Raw genomic sequence first — 19,701 nt, 5'->3', positions numbered from 1 at the left:
TCAACCCCTGGTCACCGGTTGCCTGTATCACAAGGAACACGCCGTCCCCTATGACCTGCCGGCGAACAAGACCCGCAGCGTCTTCAAAACCCTGTCCAGCCCCGGCGGTGGCGGCTACAACGAACTAAGCATCGAAGACCGCACAGGGCAGGAGCAGATCTACATCCATGCCCAGCGGGACTGGGACGAAAACATTGAGCACGACCAGAAGATCCGCGTCGGCCACGAGCGTCACGATACCGTTGAGGCGAATAGCTACAGCGAGTTCAAGGCCGAAGAGCACCGCACCACCCATGGCGACCGCAAGAGCGAGATCCAAACTAGCGACCACCTCGCTGTCGGCCAAACCCAGCACATCAAGATCGGCACTGGCCTGTTAATAGAAACAGGCGATGAGATCCATTATTACGCTGGTGAGAAAGTCGTCATCGATGCCGGTATGGAGCTGACTGCCAGCGCCGGCGGAAGTTTTCTTAAGGTCGATCCAAGTGGCGTGACCTTTTCCGGCGTAAATATCAACTTGAATTCGGGCGGGGCCCCAGGTCAGGGCGCCAGCGCCTCTATCAAGCCAACAGTGCTTCCGCGTTCGGCTGAGATAGCTTTGGCCGGCTTGTTGTTGAAAGCTCCAATTGCTAATGCTCGGGCGTTGGAACCGCTACCGGCTATCGTTAGGCGCGTCTGGGGAGAAGAAAAACAAGAAACTTCGAGAGAGGCCTCCCAAGATGATCTTGAACAGATCATCACGCTGCGCATTGGTATTTTCTTCGACGGTACCGGTAATAACCTCGCCAATGCGGCAATTACCGAGCAGTGTCGACGAGAAGATCGGGAACAGTTCGATGACGCCGCGTTAGCAAGTATCGTTGACCATTGTGCTCGCTATGGTTTCAAGGACATCGGCGAGGACGGTGTATTTAGTACGACGCCAAACAACAGCTATGGTAATACAGCCAGTAACATAGCGCTGTTGTTTGATTTGTATAAGGACGATGCCTCAAGTGAAATCTCTCTTGACGCTACCATGGGCTACGTAAAAGCCTATATAGATGGAATCGGCACACGGAGCGGTAGCATCGATTCTATTTATGGTCAGGGAACGGGTAGTGGCGAGACAGGAGTCGTTAGGCGAGTTGAGCAAAGTCCGAATAAAATAGCTGATAAATTGCGTGGCTTCTTCCAATCGAACCCAATGGTTAAGGTCAGTGATGTTGAATTTGATGTTTTTGGCTTTAGTCGAGGCGCAGCGGCTGCTCGACATTTCGCTAACGAGGTATTAAAAAATGATGGTGGTGTTCTGGGAAATATCCTTCGTTCGGGAGAAGGTGGCTTGTTGCCAGAGTTTAATTGGCAGACGCATGCAAGCTTAAATTTTATTGGCCTGTTCGATACTGTTGCTGCAATCGCTGATGTTAGAAGTGGTGATTTTAGCCCTGCAAATCATCATAACCGAGGCGTTAATCTCTATCTGCCCTCTGGGTGCGCTCGCAAAGTCGTACACCTGACTGCCCGTGATGAGCGGCGCTGGAACTTTGCCTTGAATAGTGTGGGTCCGGAACATAAGGACATTGAGTTACCCGGTGCTCACTCTGATATTGGCGGTGGTTACCTATCCAGGCAAACAGAGAAACTTTTGCTCAGTCGACCCGAGCTTGTACTGGTGACACGTCAGCGACCACTGGAGCATAGTCCGGCTTGGAAGCGCGCTCTAGCACTGGTTGAAAAATTGGAAGCGCAAGGTTTACCTGGGGATGGACGCTTGCAGCCCACGTTCTGGAAATCGCCACAGCCGCCTCGCGGCGGTTCAATTCCTGTCAGTGAGCGTGTATTTGTAGCCGTTGCTATTCAGCGTACGGTTTATGGGGATCTTTCAAAGGTGGCATTGCGTGCGATGATGGAGTTGGCTATGCAACACGGAGTTCCTTTAAAGAAAATCCCAGGCGCTTATCCATTCGCGGTTCCTTCAGATCTGCAGCCTATCGCCGAGAAAATTTTTGCTAATGCCCTTAGTGGCTCAAAAAAATTGAGCGTTGCCGATAACCGATTGCTTTTTGGAAAGTACATTCATCTATCCGCTAATTGGACGCCCGTATCTGGGCTTTTGGTAAACAAGCCAGCGCCAAATCGACGTTTGGTATATAGCAATAAACCCCAGGAGCGCTACCCAGAATGAAAACTATTCTGATGGGCTTTATGGTCTTTATTTTAACAGCCTGTGCTGGTGGGGAAACTCGGTCAAAATTACCTTATGGCACCTGGCAAATAGGGCTAATTGCCCCTCGTTTTATGGAGGTGTGGATAGAGGGGGTCGATGTAATAGACAAGCGAGGACTAGCGTTCGAGCGTGTACACGGAGGCATTCCGTCCTACAGTAGGACTGTCGGATGGAATGGTGGGCGTGGGGGCGGAGCAACCAAACCTATCAGTAACGTCGATCTCCCCGAAATTATCTTTGTGCGCTGGCAGTCCCTAGTTGAACCTCAGACCTACTATGCACGCATCGATATTCCACAATGGGTACGTGATGAAATGGTTAAACCACACCGTGCCTTCTGTAATTGGGATGGGAAGTACGTCGATAATCTTTATCGAGAAACTATTTCTATCGGTATGGCTCCAGGCGGGATAGCTAAGGCGTGGGTCGGTGGCCCTTGTCTGGAACCCATAGAAATCGAGCGTGTTGAAGCGAAGATTGAAAAGCGGGGACCGTCTCTGGGGCAAACGGGTGGCCGTTATGCTTGGCCGGATCTAGAACCTGAGTCTAAAACCTATATAGAGAAGCATGGAATTCCGTACGGATCTTGGTAGTCGCGGGCCCTCAAGGCATAGGTTTACGAGGTAGGAAGGCCTGTACCCGGATACGGCGGGCCATCTAGCCTGATATGGGCTGTGACTGCCAGCCGGCACTCCGGATGGCAGCCACGTCGTTAGCAGCGTATGCGGTAGATCGAAAACGCAGTCCGCGTTACCCCTTCGCCATTTCCCCTGCCCGCCCAATCGCCTTGGTGAACCCGCTCAGTGAGAACGCCAGCTTCACTTCCTCGCCGCGGTCAGTCGTGACGGTCACATTCAGCTTGCTGCCTTTGCGTAGGTCGGCGGCGAGTTTTTGATCGAAACGGATCGGCAGGATGCAGCCGATCGGTAGGCAGGTCCGGAAGGGGAGTGCGCCGCTGGCGGTGCCGTTGTCGACCTGAAGGTTGACGCCTTTTTGCAAGGACAGCCCGAACGGAAGGATGAAGGTGGCCTGTATTTCCTGGCCATCGGGAATCATCTCGACCGCCATGACGCGCTGCTTGGATTTATCGTCCGTTTGTTCCTGGGACATGACGCACATCTTGCGCTGTGGCGCAGGCTTGCCCTCGCTGGCGGGACCGGTGGGAACATTGCCGCAACGGACCTGCCATTCGCCGTGCGTCTCCTGCTGGATATTGGGATTGTTGCCCTGACCAGGATTTCCCGCCGCGCCGCCCGGTGGGGGCGTTTGTGCAAATGCGCTGGACGCGGTGGCCAGCGTAACGAGGCTGGCAAGGCCGAAAGCGCGAAGTGTCTGGGTATTCGTTTTCATTGCGGGTCTCTGTCATGGGACTTGAATGAGCTGCCGACGAGCCTTTCCGGCGTAGTGGGCAGAGTGGTTGCGTGGCCCACGGCAGGCGGTGCTCGCCGTGATTTACGATCTGTTCGATCTGCGCCATTTCGGGCGGCGATCATGCTTTTGTCATGCAAGGGCACGAGCACCGTCATTGCGATGAGTGCGCCGAACAATGCGCAGGCCATGTCCGCCTGGGTATCCCATTCGTCACCTTGCATGCCAAGAAATTCCTCAGCACCTTGACCAAGGGCCAACGCGGCAACCCATTCGGCGAGTTCGTAGACTGCGCTGACGCTCATCGCTACCGCGACGCAGAGCAGCGGTAGCAATTTTCTGCCCCGCACGCGCTCGTGGCGGATCAGCCATTCCCGCGCCAGGATGGCGGGTACGATGCCTTGCAATACATGACCGATACGGTCGTACGGATTACGGTCGAGCTCGAGCGCGTCCTGTAGCCAAAAGCCTGCGGGAACGTGGGCAAAGCCATAATGCGCGCCTATCGAGAGCCCTACACCCATCACGGTGAGCAGCAGGTAGGCGAACGTGCTAAACGGGAAACGCCAATGAAGGTAGATGAGCGCGGGAAACAGCGCGATCAACGGGCTCACTTCCAAGAGCCACGTGGTCCGGTCCATGGGGTTAAATGCTGAAATCAGCAGTGCAGTCGCTACGATCAGAGCGAATGAAACGAGCAAAATCCTGCGGAGCATTAAACCGCCTTGATGGTCTGCTTTTAGTGTTTTCTGCGCAGCAGTGTGACAGCCGCCATCACCCCAATGGCAACTAGCGCGGCCGTCGCGACAGGATGCTGCCTGACGCGCAACGATACGGTTGGCAGGAGTGAATCTGGATGACCGCTAGGGGCAGTGGAGCCGCCTGGCCAAGTTTGCCGGGTCATCCGATGGGGGACGCCGTTAGGATAATCGTCATGGCGTCTGCGGGGCGTCCAATTCGCGGTCACCTTACCTTTAAGCCAGTCGAACGCACGAGGCACTTGCCCGGCCAATTCGGATGGCGGCTTTGCGTTGCCGATGTAGACGTCCCGCTGCCAATGTTGCGCGGCGTGAAGAATGGCATCGGCAACGGTTTCTGGTGCGTACGCGGGCGGCGCCAGCGTGGGCGCGCTGGAATGCTCGTTCTTCGAATGGTCGATGAACTGCGTATCGGTCGAAGTGGGGCGTACCAGTGTCACCGACACCGGCGCAGATACTTTTTCCAGCTCCACTCGCATGGTATCGGTCAGCGCCTTGATCGCATGTTTGCTGGCGCTGTAGCTGGCATGGAAGGGCAGAGGGGTTTCGGACTCGACGCTGCCGATATTGATGATGGCGCCACCCTTGCTGCGCAAATGCGCCAGCGCGATCGTCGAGCCGTAGAACGTGCCCCAGAAATTGGTCTGCATCACCCGCCAATGATCATCGTCACTGACCTGGTCGAGGCGCCCCCAAACGGACACGCCGGCATTGTTGATCCAGGTATCGAAGCCACCGAAGCGATAGATGACCTCGGTGGCGACGCGCTCGACGTCTTCTCGATTACCCACGTCGGCGACCATGTGCATGACGCGATCGCCGGTGTGGTCCAGGCGGTGCTCGATTTCGGCCAAGGCCGTTTCGTTACGCGACACCAACACCAATCGCGCCCCTGCGCGGGCCGCCGCTTCCGCCGTCGCCAAGCCGATGCCGCTCGAAGCGCCAGTGATGACGATCACTTGTTCATTCAGGGGTTTGAGTCTGGGTTTCATCACGGTCTCCGGCGCTCGCGCTGTCTCTGGATAGAAATAAACGCGGGTCGTCAGGTTCCCGGCGCGGGACCGATGGCGCGGCGAAGGGTTCTTCGCCTTATCCCGTCAGAGCTTTACAGCACGTGTCACCGGACGAACCCGAGCGGATCGTCATGGGTCTCTCAGCTAACGTCATTCAGATAAAGAGGCGCTTCGTGACTCGGGCCACGCTGATCTCGTTAGGAAGCATTAACGCGGATTTCCAGGTGCGGATCGACCAGCCACCGGGCGCGAAGGAAACGCTGCTGGCAAGAGACTTCTGCCGATTCGCAGGCGGTAAGGCCAGCAATACGGCGTACCTGGCAGCGCGGTTCGGTCATCCCAGCTTGCTGATCGGGCGGGTAGGGGATGACGGTTTAGCCGAGCAGACATTTGCCCCACTGCGGGATCTGGGGGTCTGCCTCGAAGGCGTTTCGACCGCGAAAAGTGAAGCCACTGGCGTCTCGATGATCTTGGTACCGCCGGACGGCAAAAAGCATATCGTCCTGGCTTCCAACGCCAATGACCAATGGGATGATGCGGCCATCGGTCAGATGCGCGAGGCCATCGTGCGCGCTGCATTGCCTGCGTTTTTAGTCCTGGATTTCGAAGTGCCTGCGGCTGTGGTTCGTTTGGCGGTAGAGGTGGCGCAGGCGCGAGGGATCAAGGTAGTCGTCGATCCCTCGTTCCCGGACCGCGTAGCAGATGATTTATTGCCGGCGTTCCTCGCCATTACACCAAATCCTGACGAAGCGGAGGGGCTGTCCGGAAAGCCGGCAGCCTCCATTGAGCAAGCCGCTACGGCCGCCAAAGCGCTGCGCGAACGGGGCGTCGATATCGTGTGCGTGAAACTTGGGGATGGAGGTTGTGTATTGGCGACTGCGGACACGCTGACTCACCTGCCTGCGGAACGCGTCGATGTCGTTGACAGTACCGGTGCAGGCGATGCATTTACCGGGCTGTTCGCAATTGCTTTGTCCGAAGGGCACGCCCCACGCGAGGCAGCCGCGTGGGGCGTGGCGGGGGCGAATCGGGCTGTGACGGTCTATGGCTCCCAGCCCGGCTATCCCGATCGTGAGCAATTATTGGCCAGAGTGCCTCGTATTCTCGAGCGAGCGAGGACGTTGGATGCTTGAGCGTGATTGGCGTGTCGAGTTCGATCATTACGACAAGGATGACGAGCGGCGGCGGACCTCGTTGTTCGCGTTGAGCAACGGTGTCCTTTCCTGCCGTCCGAGCGCACCTGAGGCGGCGGAAGGCCGCATTCCTGGGCAAGACAGTGAGCACTATGCGGGTTTTTATCGCGCCGGTTGGTATGACGACGCGCCGCGGCTGGTCGCAGGCCGTACCACCGACGTCGCGGCGTTAGTGAATCTTCCTCACCCGTTCGGCTTGAGCATTCGTCTGGATGGCGGCGAGTGGCTTTCGACCGAGACCCTGGAGCGACGGCACTATCGGCAGCGGTTGCATCTGAACGACGCCATCGTCGAACGCGAGATGACGTTTCTTCTCGACGGACATGAAATCAGTCTGCGTGAGCGTTGGCTGGTCGATATGGCGGAGGCAAACCGCGCATCGCTGTGCTGGACGCTACGCATTCCCCCGGCGGTTGAACGTCTGGACGTCCGAAGTGCTATCGACGCGCGCGTCGCGAACACTGCGCTTGTTCGTAGTCGAGCGTATGAGGGGCAACGACTACAGGCGATCGAGGTGGAAGTTGCGGGCGAGGGAGACGCCGCAGTCAGCGCAGCCTTGCACGATCGGCGTTGGCGGGTAGCGATGGCGAGCCGGGTGCGGGTCTATCCTGCACCAGAGCATGTAAGTGCTACTCATGCTGACGATCACGCGCAGTTCACGTTCGCCTGCGTTCGGCCTGCGGACGGCGGACTCGCCGTCGAGCTTTCGGTAGCCGCCCTGGTCGACACCGAACTTCCCCCGTACGATACCGATGCACGTCGGGCGGTATTGGAGCACCTGCCGGATATCCGCTTCGACGAAATGCTGTCTCGCCACCGACTAGCCTGGTCCGGGCTGTGGGCCGCAACGCCGTTGGATATGTCCCGGCCTGAGCTTGAATTGCCGCTGCGCTTGCACGTCTTTCACCTCCTGCAAACGGCAACACCGCACAGCGCCAAGCGCGACATCGGCTTCCCCGCCAAAGGCTGGCAGGAAGGCTATTACGGTCAGGTCTTCTGGGATGAAATCTTCGCATTTCCGTTTCTGGTCACCCACCTCCCGGATATCGCACACGGATTGGTGCGATATCGCCATCGACGCCTTTCTGCGGCGCGTGAGCTCGCAGCGGGGGCGGGTTTCTCAGGTGCCATGTTCCCGTGGCGCAGTGGCCGAACAGGACATGAAGAAACGCCGCCTTATCAATGCAATCCCCTGTCAGGGCGGTGGATGCCGGACCACACCTATCTGCAGCGGCATATCGGCTCGGCGATCGCCTTCGACGCGTGGCTGCTTTACCTTGCGAGCGGCGATGAAAAGCTCCTGGCCGACGAGGTGGGCGAGCTTATCGTCGAGGTCGCACGGTTCTGGAGTTCAATCGCGCAGTTCGATGAACGCCGGCAGCGCTATGTGATTCGCGGCGTGATTGGCCCGGACGAATATCACAACGGATACCCAGGTGCCTCTCAGCCAGGCCTGGACAACAACGCGTACACCAATGTGATGGCCGTGTGGACCTTGTGCCGCGCATTGGACGTACTGACGTTGCTCTCGAAGCCCTCGGCTGATGGCCTGAGGGGCAGGCTGGGCATTACCGATGAGGAAGTCACGCGCTGGGACGATGTAAGCCGGCGCATGTACTTGCCGGTACTCGAAGATGGCGTACTCGCTCAGTTCGAAGGGTTCGACACGCTGGAGACTCCCGAACCGAGCTGGCTCGAGGATGGTCAGCCCAGGCTCGACTGGTTACTTGAATCACGTGGTGATTCGTGCGACCGGTATCAACTCACCAAGCAAGCCGACGTGTTGATGTTGGCGTACTTGTTCACGGTGCCCGAATTGAACGCGCTGATCCTTCGTTTGGGCTACGCGGTCGATGAGGACGCCGCGCGTCGGACGATCGATTACTACATGGCGCGTATCACCCATGAGTCCAGTCTGTCGCAGGTGGTCTGCGCAGGTGCGCTTGCGCGCACTGATCCTGAAGCATCCTGGTCGTGTTTTACGCAATGTCTCGACGTCGATCTCTGTTCGCCATCAGACGGAGGAACACGCGAGGGGGTGCATCTTGGGGCCATGGCGGGTTCGCTGGACGTGTTGCAGCGGCATTATCTGGGCATTCATTTAACGGTACGGGGGATACATCTGGCTCCTGCGCCGCCAGCGGCCCTTGGCGATGTGGCGCTGGGGTTCATGTGTCGAGGCCTGCAACTCACTGTCGAATTGCAGGCAACACGACTTCGTCTAAGGTCAGCATCTGAGAACCGCACTGCCATCGAGGTGCACCATGCGGAGCAGACCGTCTTTCTCAGTCCGGGAGAGGTGTTCGAGGTCTGTTGCCGGAGGGGCTGAGCGCCCGCCCAGGTTCTCTCCTATCGCATAGCCTGTGCGTCGTTTTCAGGCTGCGACTCTGCTACCAGGGTGTTTATTAGCTTGCCGACTTCAGTGAGCGTTTCGGCGGCTTCATCTTCGTCGGTCTCGGCCACGCAGGCGGCAACGACGATTGCGTTTTGTGGTGTCAGCGGGTCGATGATGCCCACATGGCAGGTGCGCTCGAACTGCGTACCGGTCTTATGCGCAAAAGGGATCTTTTGATCTAAACCGGCTTCGAGGCGATAGCCCTCATAGGTGTCGAGTTTCATGTAACCGTAGAGTCGCTCTGCCGTTGCTGGCTCCAGCAGTTCGCCGCGTACGAGCTTTTCCAGCATCTCGCCATAGGCGTCCAATTTCGCGGTGTTTTGTCCGGTGGCGTAGTAATTCTCGTAGGCCTGTTCGAGCGTCTGAATAGCAAAATCGTCTGCTGACAGCCCGAGCGTGTCGGCCAAGGCATCCCGGCGTCTGTCGCTCAAGTCGACCGATGCGATGCTGATGATCTGCTCGTTATCGAGTTGCCTGGCGCGCGGCGTGAACTCGCTGTACAGCGCATAACGAACGCCCAGGATGCTAGTGATCGTGCCGAAGCCGTCACCGGCGATATCCCGCTGGACGCGGCGATTCAACTCGTCTTCGCCCAGGCGCCGAATCAGCATGCCGGTAGCGGTGCTGTCGCTGATTTGCAGCATGTCCTTCAGTAATTCGTCGACAGCGTGCTCGGTGCCTGCGTCCTGCCAGACGAGTTCCCCGGGGCCGTCGACCTTGTCTGTTTCCTCGAGCGAGACGGTATCTTCGAGGGTAAGCCGGCCTCGATCCACATCCTGCAGCGTCGCGATTGCCACGGGCACTTTGATGGTCGAGGCGAGGTACCAACTGCGATCATCACCATGGTGCACCGTGCGGCCATCGCCAAGGTGTTTGATGTACACCCCTAGTGCGCCAGGTGTGCGGGCGTCCAAGTCGGCTATCTGCTGCTCGAGTGCGGGCATGGCGCTGCTGTGCTTGGTGTCGCCGCTGTAGAAGCTAAATCCGGCGACGAAAAGGAGCGCAGTCAATAGGCTGACCGTTATGACCCTTTTCATCGGCTTGCCTCGCCAACCGTGATGGGGGCGGACAGTACGCCGGACATCCCGATCGCACGTCCAACATCACTGATCGCTTTTTCCGAGCGCGCCATCGACATGTCCCCTCGTGTGCACGTTGCGATGATCACCGAATGGCGAATGTCACCTTCTCCGGTCTGGGCGATGCCTGCATCGCAGAAGCGTCCGTATTGAGTTCCGGTCTTGTGCGCCAGTGCGACGCCCTTGGGTAATCCGTTCCTCAGACGTTTTCTACCGGTTGCGACCTTGCCCATCGTGCTCAACAGGTATTGCGTGCTCTCGGCCTGCAGCGCCTCGCCACGAAAGAAACGCTCCAGCAACAGGCCGTAGGCCGTCAATGCGCCACTGTTGAGCCCTTCGCTGTAATAGCGATCGAACGCCTGGTGGTAGCTGATCTGGGCAATTTCCTGAGCAGGGACCTTAAGCAGGCGGGCCAGGGTTTGGCGCCGCTCGGTTTCAGTGGATTGCTGGCGTAAGGTCAAGAACTGCCGCCCAACCAGTTCGAACGCAGCCCGATGGTAATGGCTATACACATGGCGCCGGACGTCTGCGAGGCGGGTGATGGTCTCAATATTGCCAGGTGCGAGCTCGGCAACGACGTGGTTCACCGCATCCAGGCCGATTTGGCGGATGAGGACGTCAGTGGCGGTGTTGTCGCTATTGATCAGCATCTGGCTGATGAGCCAGTCCACCGTCAATCGCTCACCCGGGCCATGCCAATTCGTCTGTCCAGCGCCATCAACATAGTCGCTCGACAGCAACGGCAGGCGCTGGTCAAGGGCAAGCTCGCCACGCTCCACCGCACGCATGACGGCAATCGCCACTGGCACTTTTACCATCGAGGCGAGGTACCAATGCTCTTCCGCCTTGAATGAATAGCTTTGACCTGTCTGGAGATCCTTTACGTATACGCCAATATTTCCGGGGTAGGACTGCTCGATATTCTTAAGTTTCGCATCGAGCGTGCTCGACCAGTCAGAGGTCGAGGGTGCAGAGAAAACAGCGGTATTGAACAGCAGGCCCGTCAGCAGGAGCGCCGATAAGCTGCGGCGGGACGGGCGAGAAATCGGGCGGCTCTTGAACATGCGGAGTATGGGGTCCCCGTGGTCGGTACATGGGTCGGCGAATGGTTATGGAGGGATGCCATGCCACAACTGTGGACGCCTCTCGCTGAAACGCCGTTCAAGCCATCTGTGCCAATTCTGTAACCTTTTGGTTCGCACAATAGAGGGATATGAATCCCCGTTCGCATTTGCAGCGAACGCCAAAATGACCTAATGGTCACACTCACGAGGCCGTTGTTTGGCCCTCCGCCTGTCTTTCGCCAGCCGAGGATGCATGTCAATGTCCCAGGAGTCCCCCGTTTCAATCGATCCCGCCGAAGTGGCCGCATTCCGCGAAGCGGTTCTGTCGAAGCTGACGTATTCCGTCGGCAAAGACCCCGAACATGCCTTCGACCATGACTGGTTCGAAGCGATTGCACTGGCCGCCCGCGACCGCATCGTGGACCCGTGGATGGACCACACCCGGCGCATCTATCGGGGCAACCAGAAGCGCGTCTACTACCTCTCGCTGGAATTTCTGATTGGTCGGCTGCTGTTCGACAGTTTAAGCAATCTCGGCCTGCTCGACGTTGCCCGTCAGGCGCTGGCGGATCTGGACGTCGATCTCGATCGCATTCGTCAGCTCGAGCCCGACGCCGCGCTTGGCAACGGCGGCCTGGGACGACTCGCAGCGTGCTTCATGGAAAGCATGGCGACGCTGGGCGTCGCGGCGCACGGGTACGGTATCCGCTACGAGCACGGGCTATTCCGCCAGGCGATCGTGGATGGTTGGCAACACGAGCAGACCGAAACCTGGCTCGACTTCGGCAACCCTTGGGAATTCGAGCGCGCGGAGGTGACGTACAAGATTGGTTTTGGCGGTGGCGTCACCAATCTGCCGGACGATCCCAAAGGCGAGCGTCAACATTGGGAGCCCGCGGACGTCGTGCGCTCTATCGCTTATGACACGCCAGTCGTAGGCTGGCGGGGGCGGGCGGTGAATACCTTGCGCCTCTGGCGCGCCCGCGCTGAAAGCGATCTTCACCTTGAACGCTTCAACGCCGGTGACCACGTTGGCGCCGTGCTCGATGAAGCGCGCGCGGAAAGCATCTCGCGGGTGCTGTATCCAGCGGACAGCACCGAAGCGGGGCAGCAGCTGCGGCTGCGTCAGGAATACTTCTTCGTTTCGTCTTCGCTGCAAGATCTCATTCGCCGTTTCATGAAGCAGAATGGCGATCTGCGTGAACTACCACAGTATGTGTCGATCCAGCTCAACGACACGCACCCCGCGATTGCGGTTGCCGAGCTCATGCGGCTGATGGTGGACGTGCATGGTTTGACCTGGGACGAAGCCTGGACGGCGACTGTCGGGACGCTCTCTTACACGAACCACACGTTGCTGCCGGAAGCATTGGAAACCTGGTCCGTCGGCTTGATGGAGCATCTGCTGCCCCGTCACATGCAGATCATCTACCTGATCAACGCGTATCACATTGATGCGCTGCGAGCCAAAGACCTGCACGATTTCGAGCTGCTGCGTGCGGTCTCACTGATCCAGGAAGACAACGGGCGACGGGTGCGTATGGGCAACCTGGCGTTCATTGGCTCCCACAGCATCAATGGCGTGTCCGGCTTGCACACCGACCTGATGCGGGTGACCGTGTTCAAGCATTTGCACCAGCTGTACCCAGATCGCATCAACAATAAAACCAACGGCATTACCTTCCGTCGTTGGCTGTATCAGTCCAACCCTCGTTTAACGCGAATGCTGGTGGACGCCATCGGTCCGGAGGTTCTGGATGAACCGGAGACCCGCCTCTTGCAACTGGAGTCGTTCGCGGACAAGCCATCCTTCCGCAAGCAATTCGTAGAGCAGCGCCGCGAGGCGAAGGTGCACCTGGCGAATTTGGTCCGCGAGCGCATCGGTGTAGTGCTCGACCCAGATGCGCTGTTCGATGTTCAGGTCAAGCGCATCCACGAGTACAAGCGGCAATTGCTCAACCTGCTGCACACGGTGGCGCTGTATCAGGCGATGCGTGCTGAGCCGCATATCGACTGGGTCCCCCGTGTGAAGATATTCGCGGGCAAGGCCGCAGCGAGCTATCACTCCGCAAAGCTCATCATCAAGCTGGCTAACGACATCGCGCGCACCGTTAACAATGACCCAACGCTGCGTGGGATGCTGAAGGTCGCTTTCCTGCCGAACTACAACGTCAGCCTGGCGGAGGCGATCATTCCGGCGGCCGATCTTTCCGAGCAAATCTCCACCGCCGGTTACGAAGCTTCGGGCACCAGCAACATGAAGTTCGCGCTCAACGGCGCGTTGACCATCGGCACCTTGGACGGCGCCAACGTCGAGATGAGCGAGCAGATCGGTGAGGAGCACATGTTTATCTTTGGCATGAGCGCGCGTCAGGTCGAGGCGCGCAAAGCCGCAGGTGAATTCAATGCGCAGCCATGGTTGGATGCGTCGCCGCGCCTGAATGAGGTGTTGCAAGCCATCCATCGCGGCGCGTTCTCGCCCGATGACCCCAACCGCTACAAAGGGCTGATCGACGGATTGATCGCACACGACACCTTCTTCGTATGCGCCGATTTCGATGACTATTGGGATGCGCAACGCAAGGTCGCGGCCTACTGGCGCTCGCCAAAGCTGTGGTGGCGTTCGGCGGTTCTCAATACGGCGCGCGCAGGCTGGTTCTCGTCGGACCGTACCATCCGTGAGTACGCGCGGGATATCTGGAAGGCGCTGGACTAAAAGCCGACGCGATTGCCGCCCTATGCCTAGCGCAGGCTTTGGTGTAGGGCGGGTGAAACCTGCGTGTTGTGGAGATCTTGTGGCGATATCTGACTTCCACGTTTTACTGGAATGTCAGGATTGTGGCTATCTGGTGGTGATGCCGTATTTCCAGCCTGTCTGGAATGTCAGAATCGATCCGTCCTACGTGTTCGCGGGCAAGCGGTTCGCCGCCCGGCCCGCGCCTACAAAAGCGCCCGTAACCCTGTAGGAGCGGGCTTGCCCGCGAAAGCGTTGATGGGGGCTCTGCAGATCCAAAGGCATGCCGCCGTTGTTTCTTTAGGCCTATCTCGCGAAAAGAAATCCGCCGCTAAGGTGGTTAACCTCTCCTAACTCGCCACCTTGAGTAGTCAATTTTTAAAACCGCTACAAGCGAAGCGGGAAACCTTCCCCGGCAATCCCGGTCTGACAGGAGCATTGCTCACCTGCTCGCGCTAAACTGCGCGGCTTTCCTACCTTTCGGAGTCCGCTAATGTCCCGCGTAACCCTGAGTCGCTATCTCATCGAGCAGACCCGCAGCCATAACACGCCTGCGGATCTGCGCTTTCTTATCGAAGTAGTGGCACGGGCCTGCAAGGAGATCAGCCATGCTGTCTCCAAAGGCGCACTGGGTGGCGTGCTCGGCAGCACCGAAACCGAGAACGTGCAGGGTGAAGTTCAGAAGAAGCTCGACGTGTTGTCCAACGAAATCCTGCTCGAGGCGAACGAGTGGGGCGGCACTTTGGCGGCGATGGCCTCCGAGGAGATGGATGAGCCTTACCAGATCCCAGGTCGCTATCCGAAGGGCGCCTACCTGTTGACGTTCGACCCGCTGGACGGCTCCTCGAACATCGATGTGAACGTGTCGGTCGGGACGATTTTCTCCGTCATGCGTTGCCCTGGTGAATGTTTCAGCCAGAACGACTCGCTGGGCGAAGAAGCTTTCCTGCAACCGGGTACTCAGCAAGTCGCCGCGGGTTATGCGGTCTACGGCCCGCAAACCATGCTCGTACTGACCCTGGGCGAGGGCGTCATCGGCTTTACCCTGGATCGTGAGATGGGCAGCTTCGTCCTGACGCACGACAACATCCGCGTGCCAGAATCCACGGCCGAGTTCGCCATTAACATGTCCAACCAGCGTCACTGGGAAGCGCCCGTTCAGCGCTACGTGGACGAGCTTCTGGCCGGCAAGGAAGGCCCGCTGGGCAAGAACTACAACATGCGCTGGATTGCCTCGATGGTGGCCGACGTTCACCGCATCCTGACTCGCGGTGGCGTGTTCATGTACCCACGTGACAAGCGCGATCCTTCCAAGCCAGGCAAATTGCGTCTGATGTACGAGGCCAACCCAATGGCCATGATCATCGAACAGGCGGGCGGCGTGGCTACGGACGGTACGCAGCGCATTCTCGATATCCAACCGACCGCGCTGCACCAGCGTGTACCGGTTTTCCTTGGGTCCAAGGAAGAAGTCGACCGCGTCACCGGCTATCACAACGCGTAAGCCATGAGCGCCTGGACGCCGCTACTCGACTGGTGGTTCGGGCCGCGTTCCGAGGAGGGCGGCCTGGATGCGCGGGCAGCGTCGGAACGTAAGCATCGCCTGTGGTTCGGCTATCAGGCGTCGCAAGACGCAGAAGCGCGAGCGCTGTTCGCAGATATGACGGAGCAAGCGCTCGCCGGCGGGTTGGTTCATTGGAACGAGTCTTCCGGCGGCTGGCTCGCCCGGACGCTGCTGCTGGACCAATTGCCGCGGATGATCCACCGGGGAACGCCTCGCGCGTTTTCCGGCGATCCCATGGCGCTGGCCGCCGCCGAGGCCGGGATCGCGAAAGGGTTGCACTTGGCGCTTGCGCCCATCGAACGAGTCTTCGTCTATCTACCGTTCGAACATGCGGAAGACCTCGCTTCACAGGATCGAGCCGTCACGTTGTTTTCGCAGCTGCGCGACACGTGCAGCGATGCGGATATTCCCGTTTTTGACGGTTTCCTGGACTATGCGAGACGTCACCGCACCGTCATCGAACGGTTTGGCCGTTTTCCTCATCGCAATGCGATTCTGGGGCGGGCATCCACGCCAGAAGAACATGCGTTCCTGCAAGAACCAGGTTCTCGTTTCTAAAAGGCTTGGCCTACGAGCCGCTGGCGTCGCGAGTGTGCTTTCTCGAAAGCCAGGGGTACCGCGACCGCAACTTCCCCGAGCCGGCAAAGTCCAAGCCGCTGCGCTCCCTTCAGACTGCCCCGTGGTGGCGGCAGGTTGAGCGCCCAACCCTGTGTTCAGGAGTACCAACATGTCCTCGCGTGCCGTCGTGATGCTGGCCATCTGTGCCGCGCTGGTTGCTTGCAGCAAAGTCAGTCAGGAAAATTACGCGCAGCTTAAAACCGGAATGTCCAAAGCGGATGTCGAAACGCTGTTGGGTAAGCCTGCCGAATGTGATTCGGCGATGGGCGTTTCCAGCTGTAGATGGGGTGATGCGCAACGCTCGATCAGCGTGCAATACGCCAGAGATATCGTGCTGACGTATTCCGGCAAGGGCCTTCAATAAATTCATTCAAGGGAGCTTCGATGCGACTCTTAAGCGTCTTCATCAGCCTATTGTTGTTAACGGCCTGCGCTAACTCTGGAACCGGACAAGCGCCGCCGCAAACGGTGGGCAAGGTTGATTTGGAGCGTTATCAGGGTGCCTGGTACGAATTGGCACGGTTGCCCATGTTCTTTCAGCGCGATTGCTTGCAATCCGAGGCGCACTACACGCTGAAAAGCGCTGATGAGGTCGGTGTGCTCAATCGCTGCCTGGACAAGAAAGGTGAATGGCAGGAAGTCCACGGTACGGCCACGCCGCAGGTCAAAGGCAGCACGGACAAACTCACCGTCACGTTTACCGAAAGCAAATTGCTGAGTGCCCTGGCGCGTGGCGAGTACTGGATCATTTATCTCGACGACGACTATGAAAACGCCGTCGTTGGGGACTCCAGCCTAAGCTACCTGTGGTTGCTGTCCAGGGAGCCGAATGTCGATCAGGATGCGCTCAACAAGATGCTCCTTGCTGCGCGCAAACAAGGCTATGACACGGAAAAGCTGATCTGGCGTACGCCGGACGAGGCGATGCCGAACGCGCGATGATTTATATGGCGGACGATTCGCTGCACGGTCGCCGGTCGCAGGTCGCCGGAGCCCTGCAGTGAGTCGAGCGCGCCGCACGTAAGCGGGGCTGTTTTCCCAGGCAATTAGCTCACTTCGCGGTGACTGGATTTCGCGGTTGGTACAACCGCACGCGTAGCTCCACGTTGCGATCACCGAGTTCGAATGCACAGTCATTGGGATCAGGTTGTCCTCTGAGCAAGGAGGGATTTTGCGAGAACCCTACCGGTTCGCGGGGAAATCCCCGCGGCGAGGTGTCCAGCGAACCGTTGCCATTGAGATCGATGAATAGCTGAACCGCGTAGCGTCCAGGCGCGAGTCCCTCGAACATGGGGTCAGCTTCATCGCTTTCGAGGGTGCGCAGAGGTGTGTTCCAGTCTGGGGCGTCGGCTGCATGAATGGATGCGTAAAGCGTGCCCTTATCGAAGGGCGGATCGGTGGCGATCCGTATGTTGGCCGCCTGCGCGATATTCGACCCGAGCAGCACGGAGAGCAGGCATGCTGCGCGGGTTCGTGTCGTATCCCGTTTCCTGTCTGCCATCACCGAATCCTTCTCAAGACGTTCTCGCGTTTCAGACCTGTGCCACCCACTGCATATCCCGTAGTCGTCGCCGAAACAGCACGATCGCAAAAATGCCAACGATGCAGGCGAACAGCAGTAAGCGCCCGCAGAACGGCGCCACGCTGGTCAGGTCGCCATGGCCGACCAGCAAGGCCCGAAAGGCGTCCAGCGCCCAGCTCATGGGTGAAAGTTCGGCCACATGACGCATGGCGTCCGGCATGACGCTTTTGGGAACCATGATGCCGCCAATGGCGGCCAGGATGATGTTGATGCCCGCGCTCAACAACAACGCTTGCTCGGCGTTCCGGGCCAAAGTTGCGATGGCCAACCCAAGCGTACAGGCCGCCAGCGCAAGCGATATGGCCAGTGCCGCATAGGCGAGAGGGGCGCCCGCCATGCTCAGTCCAGGCAACCCCAGTAGTGGCAGCCCCCAAGTGCCAAGCGCCAGAAACCCTACGAACTGCAGCACGTTAAGACCAAGGTAGGGCGCGAGTTTGCTGAACGCCATGGTGAAGGTATCCAGATCCAAGCAGCGCAGCCGCATCAAGGCGCCGCTTTGCCGTTCGTGCTGAAAGCTGTGGGCCATCGGCAGCATGACGAAGAACATGCCGAAGATGAGCCAGGCGGGAACGCTGTGCTGACTGGCATTGGCCGGCTCGGTAGGCGTGCCGCTGTTGGACAGTTCGCGCTCATCGAGCAGGGTTTGTGTGCGTTGGGCGACATCGTCCAAGCGTTCGGCCAGCGGCTGTTCGGCGGAAAGATCGCCGGTCTCGAGCAGGAAGGCATGCAGGCGCGATTGGGCCAGCCCAGTCTGAATGATGGCGCGAACCCGCTGGCGCGTTACCGTGTCGACAGAGGGCGGGTAGGTCACCTGCACCGTACGGGCGTCCGTGTCCAAAAGCGACTCGCTGAAGTCTGCTGCAAGGTGAACCTGCGTCTTGTCCGGGGTGGCATCTCGTAGGTGCCCTTCGCCCAGTTGCTTGGCGAGCGCCTGTTTGAAAAACGCGGTATCCGTATTAGTTGCTGCGCTGGTAAACGATACGTCGATGGGAGGCAGTTTTTCCTGATTCACCGCCGACAGGGCGAACGCCATCAACACGATGAACAGGGTCGGCATCAATAACAGCGCGCCCAGCGCATGGGGGTCGCGGGACAGCAGCAATACTTCCTTGCGGACCAAGGCCGCGAGGATCACAGCGCACCTCCGCAGAGGTGTAGGTACAACTGCTCCAGGGACGGCTGTCCGAAACGCAGCAGGCTAGGCGGCTCCTGTTGAAGCGCAAGGAAGGCGCAAATTTCCGTCAGTTGCGCGATATCAAGACGTGCGATGCGAACGCCGTGGGGAAGCGGGTCGGCGCTGAGTCCAAGGCGTGCGAGCAATGCCTCCAGGCCGGGCGGCACCGTGTGTGGCCATTCGAGCAGCAGGCTTGGCGTGCCGTCTAGCAGCTGCCGCTTGTTGAGGTCCAGACGAACTTGACCGCTGTCCAGCAGTACGATGCGTTGAGCGACACGCTCGATTTCCTCGAGATAGTGACTGGTGTAGAGCACCGCACAGCCTTCCTTCGGCAATTGCGCAACCGTGTCCAGCAGCCGCTGGCGGGCTTGGGCATCAACGCCGACGGTTGCCTCGTCGAACAAGTAGACCTTGGCAGGTTGAAGCAGGCCAATGGCGAAGTTCAGGCGACGCTGTTGACCACCCGATAACCCGTGTGCCCGGCTGTTCAATAGGGTTCCGAGGGTTGCGGCTTCCAGGCATCGCTCCATGCGCTCACGTCGTTCCTTGCCTTGCAGCCGATACAAGTCCGCAAACAACTCCAGATTTTCCCTGACGCTCAATTGGCCGTAGTAGGCCGGCTGCTGGGGAATGAGACCGGGCCGGCCCTCGATCTGCCAGCGAATATGCCCGACCTGAGGCTGTCGCAGTCCTGCTAACAGAGAAAACAGCGTTGTCTTGCCTGCACCGTTGCTACCTAATAGGCCCAGGCACTCACCGGCACCAATATCGAGATTCACGCCCTCCAGTGCGGGGCGCTCGGCGCCGGGATAGCTGAACGAGACATTACGTAACTCAAGCATCGCGAGACGCCTGGCGCGGCTGGGGATCGCATGTCCGCCTTCTTTGAGCAACGGATGGCAGAAGACAGTTCGGTCGTTGGCAGCGCAATCTGTTCCGGATCATTG

General features: G+C 58.8%; 18 protein-coding genes. 10 read left to right on the top strand and 8 right to left on the bottom strand.

Annotated elements, in window-relative coordinates; genetic code table 11:
• A partial coding sequence (locus IEY47_RS13340; RefSeq protein ID WP_188983736.1) for a T6SS phospholipase effector Tle1-like catalytic domain-containing protein occupies positions 1–2,170 on the top strand: 2,170 nt, incomplete at its 5' end.
• On the top strand, positions 2,167–2,805 hold the full coding sequence (locus IEY47_RS13335; RefSeq protein WP_188983735.1) for a DUF2931 family protein: 639 nt from the start codon (positions 2,167–2,169) through the stop codon (positions 2,803–2,805). The genes IEY47_RS13340 and IEY47_RS13335, both read left to right, overlap by 4 nt.
• A gap of 157 nt (positions 2,806–2,962) precedes the next feature.
• Here the strand turns inward: IEY47_RS13335 and IEY47_RS13330 are convergent, their stop codons facing one another.
• From IEY47_RS13330 to IEY47_RS13320, 3 genes are read right to left on the bottom strand one after another with little or no spacing between them, the layout of a single operon-like run.
• Entirely contained in the window at positions 2,963–3,562 is a 600-nt protein-coding gene (locus tag IEY47_RS13330) for an invasion associated locus B family protein (RefSeq protein ID WP_188983734.1), read from the bottom strand.
• Complete coding sequence (locus tag IEY47_RS13325) at positions 3,559–4,296, bottom strand: DUF2238 domain-containing protein (RefSeq protein ID WP_188983733.1); 738 nt, start codon at positions 4,294–4,296, stop codon at positions 3,559–3,561. Before IEY47_RS13325 ends, IEY47_RS13330 begins: the two co-directional genes overlap by 4 nt.
• Positions 4,297–4,319: 23 nt before the next feature.
• Positions 4,320–5,330 carry an SDR family oxidoreductase gene (locus IEY47_RS13320; protein ID WP_188983732.1) on the bottom strand — a complete coding sequence of 337 codons (1,011 nt, stop codon included), beginning with the start codon at positions 5,328–5,330 and terminating at the stop codon, positions 4,320–4,322.
• A gap of 194 nt (positions 5,331–5,524) precedes the next feature.
• On the opposite strand from IEY47_RS13320, the gene IEY47_RS13315 reads away from it, so the two are divergent.
• Positions 5,525–6,484 (top strand): ribokinase, encoded by a 960-nt coding sequence (locus IEY47_RS13315; RefSeq protein ID WP_188983731.1) that lies wholly within the window; start codon positions 5,525–5,527, stop codon positions 6,482–6,484.
• Positions 6,477–8,873, top strand: a complete 2,397-nt coding sequence (locus tag IEY47_RS13310; RefSeq protein WP_188983730.1) for a glycoside hydrolase family 65 protein — start codon at positions 6,477–6,479, stop codon at positions 8,871–8,873. Before IEY47_RS13315 ends, IEY47_RS13310 begins: the two co-directional genes overlap by 8 nt.
• A gap of 20 nt (positions 8,874–8,893) precedes the next feature.
• On the opposite strand, the gene IEY47_RS13305 is transcribed toward IEY47_RS13310, so the two are convergent.
• Both IEY47_RS13305 and IEY47_RS13300 read right to left on the bottom strand, forming a co-directional pair.
• Positions 8,894–9,976, bottom strand: coding sequence for a serine hydrolase (locus IEY47_RS13305; protein ID WP_188983729.1), 1,083 nt, complete (start codon positions 9,974–9,976; stop codon positions 8,894–8,896).
• Complete coding sequence (locus IEY47_RS13300; RefSeq protein WP_188983728.1) at positions 9,973–11,082, bottom strand: serine hydrolase; 1,110 nt, start codon at positions 11,080–11,082, stop codon at positions 9,973–9,975. Before IEY47_RS13300 ends, IEY47_RS13305 begins: the two co-directional genes overlap by 4 nt.
• A 259-nt stretch (positions 11,083–11,341) precedes the next feature.
• On the opposite strand from IEY47_RS13300, the gene IEY47_RS13295 reads away from it, so the two are divergent.
• The 6 genes from IEY47_RS13295 to IEY47_RS13270 all read left to right on the top strand — a co-directional run bounded on the left by IEY47_RS13295 (position 11,342) and on the right by IEY47_RS13270 (position 16,940).
• Positions 11,342–13,798, top strand: a complete 2,457-nt coding sequence (locus tag IEY47_RS13295; protein WP_188983727.1) for a glycogen/starch/alpha-glucan phosphorylase — start codon at positions 11,342–11,344, stop codon at positions 13,796–13,798.
• 79 nt (positions 13,799–13,877) lie between these two features.
• Positions 13,878–14,048: a hypothetical protein gene (locus IEY47_RS13290; protein WP_188983726.1), complete on the top strand. Its 171-nt coding sequence runs from the start codon at positions 13,878–13,880 to the stop codon at positions 14,046–14,048.
• 261 nt (positions 14,049–14,309) lie between these two features.
• Positions 14,310–15,320 carry a class 1 fructose-bisphosphatase gene (locus IEY47_RS13285; RefSeq protein ID WP_188983725.1) on the top strand — a complete coding sequence of 337 codons (1,011 nt, stop codon included), beginning with the start codon at positions 14,310–14,312 and terminating at the stop codon, positions 15,318–15,320.
• Between the two features lie 3 nt (positions 15,321–15,323).
• A complete protein-coding gene (locus IEY47_RS13280; RefSeq protein WP_188983724.1) occupies positions 15,324–15,938 on the top strand; it encodes a DUF924 family protein in 615 nt (204 codons plus the stop codon).
• A gap of 169 nt (positions 15,939–16,107) precedes the next feature.
• A complete protein-coding gene (gene bamE, locus IEY47_RS13275; protein WP_188983723.1) occupies positions 16,108–16,362 on the top strand; it encodes an outer membrane protein assembly factor BamE domain-containing protein in 255 nt (84 codons plus the stop codon).
• 20 nt (positions 16,363–16,382) lie between these two features.
• Positions 16,383–16,940 (top strand): lipocalin family protein, encoded by a 558-nt coding sequence (locus tag IEY47_RS13270; RefSeq protein WP_188983722.1) that lies wholly within the window; start codon positions 16,383–16,385, stop codon positions 16,938–16,940.
• A 109-nt stretch (positions 16,941–17,049) separates the two neighbouring features.
• Here the strand turns inward: IEY47_RS13270 and IEY47_RS13265 are convergent, their stop codons facing one another.
• The 3 genes from IEY47_RS13265 to IEY47_RS13255 are packed head-to-tail and all read right to left on the bottom strand — an operon-like array spanning position 17,050 to position 19,596.
• The gene (locus tag IEY47_RS13265) at positions 17,050–17,499 is read right to left on the bottom strand and encodes a DUF2141 domain-containing protein (protein ID WP_188983721.1); all 450 of its coding nucleotides are present in this window, start codon (positions 17,497–17,499) and stop codon (positions 17,050–17,052) included.
• A 31-nt stretch (positions 17,500–17,530) separates the two neighbouring features.
• Entirely contained in the window at positions 17,531–18,715 is a 1,185-nt protein-coding gene (locus IEY47_RS13260; protein WP_229779420.1) for an ABC transporter permease, read from the bottom strand.
• Positions 18,712–19,596, bottom strand: coding sequence for an ABC transporter ATP-binding protein (locus IEY47_RS13255; protein ID WP_188983720.1), 885 nt, complete (start codon positions 19,594–19,596; stop codon positions 18,712–18,714). Before IEY47_RS13255 ends, IEY47_RS13260 begins: the two co-directional genes overlap by 4 nt.
• Between the last annotated feature and the right edge of the window lie 105 nt (positions 19,597–19,701).

The organism is Pseudomonas matsuisoli (assembly GCF_014647635.1).
Classification (GTDB): domain Bacteria; phylum Pseudomonadota; class Gammaproteobacteria; order Pseudomonadales; family Pseudomonadaceae; genus Pseudomonas_P; species Pseudomonas_P matsuisoli.
The sequence above is the reverse complement of the archived record's forward strand: the minus strand, read 5'-3'. Positions and strand labels throughout refer to the sequence as shown.